Consider the following 12,850-nt stretch of genomic DNA (forward strand, 5'->3'; position numbering starts at 1 on the left):
AATAGGGGAGTAGTCTTAAAACAGTTATTAACTATATTTTAAAGGATTAGACTGAACGCCTAACCCTCTAGATTTCATTTACACACTTTGTGGGACAGTGTCCATTTAAACTTGGTAGATAATGTCCTGGAAATTTATCAATTCTTTGGTTGTTTTCCAATCTCAGATTTAATGCAATGATCCAAACTATCTGTATCCCAACAACTGTTATATCGACCATCGCGAGCATCACACCAATCTTCTCTGTCTCTATAGCTACACCTTCCATCTGCTTGGTGATAATAACAGGCAGATAATGCATTCATTTTAACGTACCCAGAAGATTGATCCCAAATTTCTTCTAAAGTATAAGTCCTTTCTTGTTCTTCACTTTCCTTGCGTAGTCTTGCGCTTTCTTCTTCCTGTTCTCTTCTTCTAGATTCAGCTTCCTCTCTTTCTCTTCTTCTTTTTTGTTCTTCTTCTTTCTCTTGCTCTTCTCTTCTGTATGCAGCTTTTTCTCTCTCTTGTTCTTCTCTTCTGTAATTTTGTCTTTCGTTTTCTAACCTTCTTTGTTCAGATTCATGCTCATTTTGATTCTCTAATTTTCCATTATTATAAAAATAAACCTCTAATTCATTCGCTTTTTTTATCCCATGTAAGTTTTCCCACTTAGGATTTGTATTTTTACCTATTGAGATTGGTGATGTTTTTATAGTAGTTTTAATAATTGATATTGCTCTGCGTCCAATGGCGGCAAATCGATTGTTGTTAAGTGGTATAATTTTACGATAACTTAATTTAATTCTGGTATTATGTATCGGCTCTTTTTTATCTATATGCCAAATTTTAGATTCATCCGAAGCAGTAACAAAATACCCTTCGTTTGAAATAAAATATATACTTCCCAGACTGTCCTCGTATTTATCAAAGCTTTCGCGTTCCATTACCAGATTACCTTCTAAATCATACTGATAGATATATTTTGAAGTGTATACAAGTATGTATTTACCACAAGGACTAAAGGTGTGTCTACAAGTAGATTGGAGTTTGTGAGAATATTGTTTTGAAAAAAGAACTTTTCTATTACTTAAATTCCAAACAGTAAGTATACTCTTTCTTTCTTCATCATCATCATTACTGAAAATAACTATAGGTGAACATGGAGAGAATGACATAACTGTTCCGTATCTATTCTTTATAGGAATCGTTACATCTACGAGTTGTTCTTTTTTATATAAATCAAATATTTTAATGTGATCAACTCTAAATAAGCCAAAAAATCTATTGTTTTCAGAGAAATAAGGTCTGGCAAGTAAGCTTTCATCTTCCGTATCATCTTCTTCTAAAATATTAAATTCGACTTCAAATTTTGAGCCTCTTATTAAATTTTGTAGGAAAACTTGTTCACCATCGTATTCTGCCATGAGATAATTATTTGAAGACAATTGGTTGTGTAAATATTTCCTTATATGACTTTGATTGGATTCTTCAACTTTTCTCAATTGTTTCGACAGAATATCAATTATATATTCATTTCCTTCGCTGGTTAAATGTAGATGTTCAGAATCAGGATAATAACTTACATCGTGAAAACCATGTGTTTTACAATCTAAATCTTCTGAAGTAAATTCACTTTCTAACTCAGATTTAATTTTAATACTTTCGTCTAGCGCAAAAACCTTAACTCCCTCTTTGTCAATTGCAATTAAATTATTATTAATGAAATCCAATGTGGATACAAATGTAACCTTGCTTAATTTAGCTCTACCAATACATCTGCCTTTTAGTGTAAAAATATGGATGTCATAAGTGTCCGAAATGAATAGGTGCTTATTTTTATAATAAATTTCATAGGTATCAGATACAACATCAAAGTAATCACTTAGATTTTCTGATTTAAAAACTTCTCTTCCCGATTTTAGGTTATGCAGATGCACCACACCACCTTGGTCAAGGTAAAAAATATTAGTAGATGAACAGAAGATATTTTTAACTGGGAGTTCTTCTGTCTTCACGATATACGAAATCTTAAAATCTTTTAAGTTTATAGATAGTAATTTTCCAGTATGATAACCATATTCTCCCTCGTATCCCAGTATAATTAGGTTCCTACCATTACCAGTTAACTTCATATCTTCTACACCATCAATATATGAACTTAAAAGGATTTCGCCATAAATTTCTAGAGACCAGCGGTTAAGTATGATTAAATCGCCTTTGAAATCAGTTGCGTAAATGTGATTTCTATTATCAACGGTTACAAATGGAGATGAATAATTTTTTTTACAAGTACTACCAATTTCAACAGTCCATTTTAATCTATTTTCAATGCTTAAATAAGGATCTGTTTCAAAACATCGTATTCTCCTTCGGTCATCTCCATAGTCGCTTATGTAAATATACTGTCCTTTATTGTCTAGGGCTAATGCTATAAAATCTAAGCTTGATGAGAGTGGTAACTCTTCAATATGACCTTTCTGTTCATATGAACCATCACTGTTTAGTTTATAAATCCAAACTTTGTAGGAATCTTTTTTTGCAAAAACAGCAAAAAAATTATTATTTGGGGATTTGATGAATTTATAGTTTAACTCAGAAAATCTTTCTCGAGAGTATCTTTCTAGTTCTGAGATAGTATTTTCATAAGGAAATTGTATTGTTTTAGCTGGTGGAATCCACATATTATTGAAATTTAATTTTCTTAATATAAATTAGTCTATCATAAAAGTTCTGGTTTTTCTAAATGTTCCAGATGCATATCCTCTCCATTCATCTCCATTATCATCAGTCCACTTGCCGTTGTTGTAGGTTATTGTACATTTATATGCTATATCTTTAGTATAACCATCTGTCACTTCCATTTTTTTTGCTTTTATACCATCTTTTATTATTGGTTTATTAACCTGTTTTTGCTTTGATGATTGTTGTTGTTGTTGTTGTTGTTGTTGTTGTTGTTGTTGTTGTTGTTGTTGTTGTTGTTGTTGTTGTTGTTGTTGTTGTTGTTGTTGTTGTTGTTGTTGTTGTTGTTGTGTAATCTGTTTGTTTGATGTTTTTTTCTTTTGGGGCTTTTGTTTTACTAAAACCTGATTAGATTCTTTTTTGGACAATCTATTCATAAGTTCAGCATATTCGTCTATTGGGCTATGATAAACTGGTACCGTTATTTTTTTTTCGAAGTCAATTTTATCACTTTCATTCACTTTTTTCTTTGTGAATTTATATGACCGTAATTTCACTAAATTGTAGTGACTAAGTATAATCAATAAAAAACTGGGAAGAGCAAGTTCAAAACCAATAATCATTATATTAAAAATACCTACATAGGTTATAACTAAAGCGTTGACAATTAAAGATAATGATAATAAGCTGCCCTCAGGTTGATACATTTTTCTTTGAATAACTTCCACAATAAGCTTTATAGCTAATGCAATAGGTGTTATTATGATATAATAGATCGCTAATGTTTCATATTTGTCATTATGGAATTTTAAAATGATAAAACTCAAAATTGTAATTACTATAAAAGTAATAATTGATGTTTTGAATTTGATTTTTTGACGACTCCTGCTATAATAATTCATTATTTTGTAATGAATGCTCAGGCTGTAGTAGAGTGTCAATAGAATGATTTGAAAACAAAATATATTGATATATTGTATATACGATATTTCTGAATAAATAATGTTTCTTATACTGAGGTAATCATAGTGTAATAGTAGATACGCGAGACTAGAAAATACCAATAAGGATAAAATAGTGTGCATCCTAAACAAAGTTTTTGATTCAGTTTTTTTATTGGCCAATTGAGCAACTAGAATGATAACTGCGCAAGCAACACATGTGGTTATCCAAAAAATAAGGTTTTGTTCGTTTGGTTTGCTTGTTCGTAAACTAGCTTGTTCTTTAATCCTTACTGTAAGATTTACTATTTTTTTTATGTGTTTACTAGAAATATAAGCATACTCATTTTTATATTTAATTTTCGTCCATCTGGCATTCCTTGATAGTGCATATATGGTGTCTGTTTTTTCTAGCGCTCCAATTATTTTGGCTTCTACTGAAGGGCGTTTTCTAATGTTTAATTTTTGGCTTGTAACTGTATAGTGTTCTGCGAATAAACTCATTGATATGAGTAGAAGTATTAATGAGATTGTGTATTTCATAGTTTAAGATGATTTTAAGCTGAATGTTTGGTTGTGATTTATAATTCCTGATACACAAATACTTTATAGGTAGAAAGAATTGTTTACAGGAGTATAAATCAACTTAATTCTTAATTATAGTTATTGAATAAACTTATTGTTTTAATTAAACAATTAAAAAAAAAGAAAAACAGTTTTGTGTGTTATTGAGCTTAAAGGTCAGATAATCAGACGTGTGGGTGTTTGGTAATTTATCGAATCTTATTACTTATTTAGCAAATAAAATAAATGTAGTTCCTGGCTTCAGCATAAGTGCAATATGCTAAAAACAAATCCAAGATATTCGTTTCAATATTATCCTGTCAGGTATAACTCTCCTGACAGGATACTTTTTAAATTAAAACTACTGATTAATTTATTTTTCGATTTCTCTTACTTCATTACCAGAAGTATATTCGTAATCCTTACCATTATCTCCATGCCATCTTCCACCAAGGCCTTCTTCCAATTTAACTTTGCGCCATCCATCATATATACTTGGAGAATCATCTATGTGTTCGTTCGATTCCGATGATGAGCTAGAACTTCCACTGTCTCCAGAGGCTAATGTGTCTCGCAAACCGCGAGTAATTTTTGAGATTTTTAATAAAACAATTATCAAAACAGGAGCTAGTATAAGCAAAACGATAATTGTAACAGCAAAATTACATGATAGATATATTGCAAGTCGCCAAATTCCTGTAAGAACATTGTGATGCTTAAAAATTTTAAATCCATAAAAAACAGTTGTTCCGACTATTATTGCAACTCCTGACAATAGCCAAACTTCTGAAGTATAAAAAGCAATAATTAACCCCACAAGACTTCCTATTATCCAAAAAAGTGGACTCAAAAGGAATTTATCTTTCTTTTCAAAAAAACTATCAAAATAGAAAAATGTAAAAAAGAGTATACCAATGGAATACAAAGCAAATAAGATAATAGATAATATGACCTTATACCATGGCAAATCAGAGAAAAACCAAAAAGGATTAGGCATGGCAAGAAAATAATAAATCAACAGAAAACTATTGATAAACACCGATAATTCATAAATAACCCTGAATAGATCTGGTTTTTTATAATCTTCTGGCTCTTTAAAGGAAAGAAGGATATGAAAAATTCCTAAAAGTAAAATAATATATGCCAAAATCTTTTGATTAATCCCAAACGAATAATCTGTAAAATCTAATACATATCGATCGAAAACAATTGGCATTGGTAGTATATTTCCTTGTCCACTTGTTGCAAATCCAGTGGAGTTCTTTTTCTCTATTCTTAATGGTTTAGGAATTTTTCTAATATATTTTGTGGAAACCCAGCCTCTTTCCATGTCTATATAAAGCATACTCCAACCATTATAATTATAGCTAATTTCAATAGTATCACCTTTGTGAACTTTAGCAATAGATGAACTTGTTGCACTAGCTTCTTTTCGCACATTCAATACATCAACATTTACAACATATCTGTCTTTTGCAGATAAATTAAAGCACAAAAACAGGCTTAATAAAATAACAAAATAAGACTTCATAATTATTCAATGGTTAGTTTAAGTTTCAAATAACAAATAGAATGAAGTAATTGATCATTTCAAATACAATTAAGTAGGAGAGCTTCCCTTGTTTATCGAACCCCATGGTTTATTTATTTGGCATGTATATGGTTTGTAATTGCAATAAAATTTGATTTTTCAGGGACGTAGTTATGGAGTTACAATAAAAAGGAAATAAGACGGTTCCATCAACAGATCGATAATTTGCTCCAAAGCACTCAACATACTTTTTAAAATCGATATCCGATCTTTAAATCTCACAATTCATGCCTCAAATTTTACTTATATAAACTGCATGATTCATGAATAATACTCAGTTTTATTTCTTATCGAATTTAGATTCTCGTTAGCTGTATACCGATCTACAGCTATTTATTTATCGAAATCAATACTTTATTTATCAGGCAAAAGGGACTAAATCATTAATAATAAAAAGAAAAAAATACATTTGTTACTAATACACTTTTTATATTAAAAATAGATTATACCTACAAAAACTATGATTAAACCAAGATTACGCCTAATACTTCTTTTTCTCTTATCTACACTATCTACATTACAAGCTCAAGATTTTCTCAATGCACATCCTTTAAGTTTTTCAGAATTAGAAATACAATCTGCAAGTAAAATAGAAAACAAAACGCGATCCAATGTAATTGTAGTAGATGCTTCTAAAATTACAGTACTCAAGCAAGCAGTTACCAAATACAACGATAACTTGTACAATTTGATAAATCAGGAGAAAATTAAAAGGCAAGCCATGGCCAATACCTTGCATAAGATAATGCAGCAACGTAATACCACAGAAATAAAAAACCAAATAATTAAAGCTCAAAAGGATTATAAGGAGATGCACTCCGACATCATAAAAAATCTTGAAAAGGCACAGGAGTGTAAAGGTTTATATGTCTTTGTAAAAAAAGACATCCCTGCCATGCCAAATCAAACACAATTAATCAATGAGGCCGAAAAAAAGATTACTCCTATAGCTATTGAGCAATTACGAGGCATATACATTCAATCGGTTACCGAATTATATAGTAGCGATCAATTTGATTCTCAATTGTACCAACACATAAAAGAAACCATTAGTGGGACTTTTGAAATTGAGACAAAGTACAAACATGCTGTTGATTACCAGCAAAGAGTGTTTTATTATGTGGCAAAAGTTAGAGTAAATCCATTAAAGAAAAACCTGGTTCAATATGAGATGTCACCTGATGCAGGAAAATTGCCATCAAATATTGCCATTATCAACTACATGAAGGATAAATCACAAACAGAAAGTATTTTACAAAAAATGGGAGTTTCCAATCATTTAATAACACAAATTAAAGGTTACGCAAGACAAAATACTTTTAATGTAAGTAATGATAATCAAGCACGGAAGCAACGTCAAAAGCAAATCATATATGAAGGACAAAAACAGCTTGATGAACTTAGTTCGCAGATAACACAATTGAAGCGTGAGCTTCGTGAAAGTCAGTTTAGTTTGAAGCAGATCATTGAGCAAAATACCACCGTGAAGTTTAATACTGAAAACCTTAATGCTACGCTCCGTGCTGCGGAAGATCAATTAAAGCAGGCAATTCTAAATAGTGAGAAGTATGAATTAGTATTACATGAAAAAATACTAAAAGCAGAATGGGATAGACCAGTTGCTCCAACCGATGATGCGGTAAAACAAGTTGCAGCGGATGCTTTTAATATTAAAAATCAATTGGAAAACAATTATGGCGAAATAGAACTTTTCATCGAAACTCACAATCTTGTCAATGGAGATTATACTGAGAAGCAAGGCCAAAAGAAAGAGTACAAACAAAAAATTAGCAGATTCTGGTTATTCCCTGAAGCAATAGTCACAGGCTATAAACTACATACAATTGCCCAATTTAAAATTATTGGTGAAACAAGTGTGAGTGATGATGATAAAATGCAGAAAGAAAAGGATGAGGAAGTAATAGTCCTAGAGGGACCTTGTTCAGGTCCAGAATATTTATCAAATGAAGATTATTATAGATGTACTGGTATGGGAGAAAGTGCAGATATGATATATTCTAAAAAAATAGCTAAAAATCAGGCTCGAGATAGATTGAAACAAATAATAAAAACTACTATACCAATAATTCTTCAGAAATATGTAAAAGCAAGAAAATGGGAAGTTGAGGAGGTTGTAAATGAAGCGAGTGAGCAATTATTGAATAATTCAAGAGTTATCTGTAATAAACTAAAAAGAACCCGTAAAAATACATTTCAAACCTACATAACCATAGAAATGAGTGCTAAGGATTTGAATAAGGTTGTAAGGGACATACGAACACTGCGTACGTTCGAAATTGATATAATAAATTTCAAAACGAGTGATGAATCTGACAGGAAATAAGGCGTTCACTCCTCGGGCCTCGGTAAAAATTTCGCCAGGGCTTTCCAAAATCCTGTTGCTTGTTCCGCTAGAACTCTAAAGTTAGGTTCATGCATCAAACCAGTAGCTACTCAAGCAACAGGCATTTGTCAGTGAATTCACCCTTGCTTTAGCAGGGGTGTTTGTTTTTTCATGATCTCACTCCAGCTGAGGCTCTGAATTAGTTCAATCTTAACTACAGCAAGGGTTCACCCTGTCACAATTTTTTCGCTCAACCACTCGTCGTTCACAGCAATTCCCGGCTTTCCGAGCCATTGTCGCTATCACTCCAAATGCAAAAAAGCCTCCATTGCTCACTTTAAGCGAGCCTGCTGGGTCGGGTGCTATCAGTTTTTGTCATCTTTTTTGAGCGGCCACGGCCAGTACTTTGCCCTGGTAAAAATTTTGCATTCCCAGTAAAATAAAGGCAATTTCAAATAGAGATGGAGAGAGGCAAAAAAAAAGAACTGTCATTTACTCGCAAAATTTTATACCACTTCAAAGCACTTTAACCTATTCACCCGGGTCAAGCACCTCCAACCCAATTGTTTTCTCATACATTTCATTCGAAGCATTCAAAAACAACCAACCCGATGCTTCACCCGGCAACATCCAACACCGCTTCAAAAAAGCCGCCAAAAACTGCTGGCTGTCAATCACAGAAAACCAGTTTCTGTTTTACTTGCCAGTCACACCCTTCCACTCGCGGGCGGCTCGCCACTCTGTATTATAGGCCGCTACCAACCACCACAAACCCCACCACCACCCATTTAAAAAGCAAGCATTTTAATGAGTGATGGAATGTTGTGCAGGAAGAATTGATAATTGTTTACAGATCATTGTCCTTTGAATTTTTCCTCCTCCCTGATAAACAAAGATATTTCCTCTCTTCGTCCCAATATCAAATGTTTACCCCGCTTGAATTTTGCAATTCAGCCAACAAGTCAAGCTTATACAAAGTTTTGATGGATTTTTTGATCCAAACAATTTTCTTGGGCATAAAAAATCCATCAAAAAGCTTGACATCTCACCCGCATTCCGGATAATGATTGGATGCTTATCAGATAGCAGCAAAAACTCTGGATGATTTCTCCTCCCAAATATTAATTTAAAGCATGTTGGTGCAAGTTGAAGTAAATCAGTCTATTGGTTTGGCTTTCTCTTGGAAAGATACATAAGTTTGTTATAAGTACTAACCAAATCATCATCATATGAATAAGATATCATCATTTGTAATCGGCACTTTATCCACAATGGGAGTAGCAGAATCATTGGGAATGGGAAGTCCTAATATTCAAGCTGTACAGGAAGTACCCGTTGACAGCGCGGAAGCACTAATTTCTGTTATTGGTGGAGCCATCTCAACCATTATTGTGGCCTTGTTAAAGCGCTGGTGGAAAAAATTGGATGAGAGAAAGAAACAGCCTAATACCTCCTAGGGACCAAGTCTGTATCTGTCTCAATTCTATGTTTATTAATGCAATACTAACCAAAACCTTTAATCATGGGGAAATACAATCAAGGAATCCTGGGGCCATTTACGGGGAAAGTGGGCTCAGTAGTAGGTAGCAGTTGGAAAGGGGTGAATTACATCAAGTCACTACCAGGTCCGAATGCATCGAATACGGAAGGGCAACAAAAGCAACGCAGCAGATTCAAAGCTGTTGTAAGTTTTGCCTCTTCTTTATTGGAAACACTCATTCGTCCTGTCTGGAATCTTTCAGCAGGAAAAATGACCGGCTACAATTTGTTTGTGAAAACAAACATTGCTGCCTTTGATGAAACGGGAGATTTATCAAACTTCTCTCAATTTAGAGCATCAGTGGGTAATTTGAGTTTGCCTTCAAATCTTACCATCCAGGATGATGCTGAAGTGTCATCAGGAATCGAGATGAGTTGGAAGGATGAAAGCACTACTGGAGTTGGGAATGCTGACGATAAATTACATTTGCTTGTAATGAGTGACTCAAAGGTTCATATGATTCATTCCACTGCAGCAAGGTCTGATCAATCTGCAGAGATTACTCTTCCGGTGGATCCTGGTGCAACTCACATTTATGCTTTCTTTGGAACAGCTGAAGCTGACGAATACTCTTTGGACCAATACCAGATGGTTAATGTGACTTAAAAGTCAAGTAATTTTAGGGTGCTTAAAGCTGCTGCGATTTTCGTAGCAGCTTTTTGTTTTTCGAAGAAAATGTATATCACTTTTGTGGCTCCCATGTTGCTCCTAAGCAGAAATCAAACAAATTTCAAATTTTAGAAACCCCATGTTTACTGGTCATGCCGAGAGATTGTGTATGTATAGCTCACTGTCCCCCAGACGTGTACTCTAACCTGGCTGAGCTACGCCCCGAATAGAACAACAAATATAGTTTATGAAAATCATCCTGCAAAAAGTTTGCTAAAAGAGATTAATGTTGCGTGGTATAGTAAAAGATCGTTTTATATTAAAGAAATAATTCCTTATAACTACACTTTGAATTATAAGGATTTCTGGATACTTATTCTCTAAGTTAAGAATGTCCTTCTCGCTAATCATAAACAATGATATTTCAATTAAGCTGATGAAATTTCTTTTTTATCTATATGGCTTAAAATGCATAAAAGAATGAAGTTGATATGTATAAAAAAATCATTAGTATTTTGAAGCGATTGGGTAATTATACCTATTGATAGATAGTTTATTAATATGCATTTTTGCTTCGTAGAAAAGCTTGTTGGGTTTTCGTTTGATGGCTTTTGTCATTTTAAAACTTGCTCTTTATATGTTGTACAATATTTCTAGCGATTTTTTGACAAAATTTGAAAAAAACAACTAATTGTGATTAATAATCTGGAAAACAGATTGATATAAGTATTGATTTTTAGCTAGGTTTGATATTCAAACGTTTACGCTGGAAAGTGCTGTTTTTAAACAGTTTCTTATCTACAATGAAAGTATTTATATTCGTCCATCAATATTGAAATAATTCTTTAAAGGGGATTGAGATTTAAATACAGACTTTATTAATTGATGTAAAGATTAACTGCTCAATTAAAGGGATAAGAATTAAAAGAAGAATTGAATAGCAATTGAAGTATATATAGAAATTCCTTGAGATTTTCTTAGCAAATTACTTGAAAATAAATATTAAAGATGAAGGTATCTGAAAAGTTAGATCTCTTAAAGAAAAAAAGAGAAGAAGTTAAAATGATGGGCGGGGAAGCTCGTGTTGCCAAGCAGCACGATAAAGGTAAGCTTTCCGCACGAGAGAGAATAGACTTGCTTTTTGATGAGGGAAGTTTTAGAGAATTGGATATGTTTGTGGAACACCGTTGTACAAACTTTGGCTTCGAAAATACTGAAATTCCAGCTGATGGCGTTATTATCGGTCATGGGTTAGTAAATGGTAGAACAGTATTTGCTTATTCTCAAGATTTTACTTCAAGAGGAGGATCTTTAGGTGAAATGCACGCTGCAAAAATCTGTAAAGTTATGGATTTGGCTGTTAGCGCTGGAGCTCCTGTTGTAGGATTGAATGATTCTGGTGGAGCACGTGTTGAAGAAGGTGTTGATGCATTGAAAGGTTACGGTGAAATTTTTATGCGTAATTCAAGAGCATCGGGTGTGGTTCCACAGATTTCTGCAATTATGGGTCCTTGTGCTGGTGGTGCAGTATATTCTCCAGCTATGACTGACTTTGTTTACATGGTTAAAAAACAGAGTCACATGTTTATTACATCTCCATACGTAATTAAAACAGTTACAGGTGAAGAGACTACTTTCGAAGAGTTGGGTGGAGCTATGGCCCACAACGCTAAGAGTGGTAATGCTCACTTCGCTTGCGATACTGATGAAGAAACAATTGAAGCAATTCGCGATTTGTTAAGCTACTTGCCAAACAATAACTTGGAAGAAACTCCACAGTTGGCAATGGGTGACGATCCTCAGCGTATTTGTGAAGAATTGGATACAATGATTCCTGATGATGCAAAAACACCTTACGATATGAAGGCTGTTATTGAATCGGTACTTGACCAGGGAGAATTCTACGAAGTACACGAGCATTATGCAGAAAATGCAATTATCGGTTTTGGTCGTTTAGATAACCAATCAGTTGGTATCATCGCAAACCAGCCATTAATTCAGGCAGGTTGTTTAGATATCGATGCATCTGATAAGATTTCTCGTTTCGTACGTACTTGTGATGCTTTCAATATACCAATGGTAACATTTGTTGACGTTCCTGGATACCTTCCTGGAGTACAGCAAGAGCTAGGAGGTATTATCCGCCACGGTGCAAAGTTACTTTGGAGTTATGCTGAAGCTACTGTACCCAAGTTTACTGTTGTAACACGTAAGGATTACGGTGGAGCTTACCTGGCAATGTGTTCTAAGCCATTAGGAGCTGATATGGTATTTGCTTGGCCAACTGCTGAAATTGCGGTAATGGGTGCTAAGGGTGCTGTAGAGGTTATCTCATCTTACAAGAAAGAAATTGCTGCTGCTGACGATAAGCAAGCTAAGACTGATGAGAAGATTAAGGAATACGAAGACGCATTTAACGTTCCTTACTTGGCAGCTCAGCGCGGATACATTGATGATGTAATCCTTCCTAGCGAAACTCGTGCTCGTTTGATTGACGCATTAAATGCAATGAAGACTAAAGCAGAGGTATTACCAGCTAAGAAACACGGAAATATTCCATTGTAAGAAAGATTTTAAAAAGTTAATTATTAATACCAAATAAT

General features: G+C 33.6%; 7 protein-coding genes. 4 read left to right on the forward strand and 3 right to left on the reverse strand.

Going from position 1 to position 12,850, the window contains the following annotated elements:
* Positions 1 to 137: 137 nt before the first annotated feature.
* The 3 genes from BXY64_RS05870 to BXY64_RS05880 form a co-directional block, all read right to left on the reverse strand.
* Complete coding sequence (locus BXY64_RS05870; protein ID WP_120238983.1) at positions 138 to 2,660, reverse strand: NHL repeat-containing protein; 2,523 nt, start codon at positions 2,658 to 2,660, stop codon at positions 138 to 140.
* Positions 2,661 to 2,690: 30 nt separating this feature from the next.
* Positions 2,691 to 4,142, reverse strand: coding sequence for an SH3 domain-containing protein (locus tag BXY64_RS05875; protein ID WP_120238984.1), 1,452 nt, complete (start codon positions 4,140 to 4,142; stop codon positions 2,691 to 2,693).
* A 394-nt stretch (positions 4,143 to 4,536) separates the two neighbouring features.
* On the reverse strand, positions 4,537 to 5,694 hold the full coding sequence (locus tag BXY64_RS05880; protein ID WP_120238985.1) for an SH3 domain-containing protein: 1,158 nt from the start codon (positions 5,692 to 5,694) through the stop codon (positions 4,537 to 4,539).
* Positions 5,695 to 6,214: 520 nt separating this feature from the next.
* Here BXY64_RS05880 and BXY64_RS05885 point away from each other — a divergent pair.
* From BXY64_RS05885 to BXY64_RS05900, 4 genes are all read left to right on the forward strand, one after another.
* Positions 6,215 to 8,098 (forward strand): hypothetical protein, encoded by a 1,884-nt coding sequence (locus BXY64_RS05885; protein WP_120238986.1) that lies wholly within the window; start codon positions 6,215 to 6,217, stop codon positions 8,096 to 8,098.
* 1,229 nt (positions 8,099 to 9,327) lie between these two features.
* Positions 9,328 to 9,555 carry a hypothetical protein gene (locus tag BXY64_RS05890; protein WP_147375912.1) on the forward strand — a complete coding sequence of 76 codons (228 nt, stop codon included), beginning with the start codon at positions 9,328 to 9,330 and terminating at the stop codon, positions 9,553 to 9,555.
* A 65-nt stretch (positions 9,556 to 9,620) separates the two neighbouring features.
* Entirely contained in the window at positions 9,621 to 10,244 is a 624-nt protein-coding gene (locus tag BXY64_RS05895; RefSeq protein ID WP_120238988.1) for a DUF6266 family protein, read from the forward strand.
* A 1,011-nt stretch (positions 10,245 to 11,255) separates the two neighbouring features.
* Positions 11,256 to 12,812 carry an acyl-CoA carboxylase subunit beta gene (locus BXY64_RS05900; RefSeq protein ID WP_110361971.1) on the forward strand — a complete coding sequence of 519 codons (1,557 nt, stop codon included), beginning with the start codon at positions 11,256 to 11,258 and terminating at the stop codon, positions 12,810 to 12,812.
* The last annotated feature ends 38 nt before the right edge of the window (positions 12,813 to 12,850 follow it).

It is taken from the genome of Marinifilum flexuosum (assembly GCF_003610555.1).
Lineage (GTDB): Bacteria > Bacteroidota > Bacteroidia > Bacteroidales > Marinifilaceae > Marinifilum > Marinifilum flexuosum.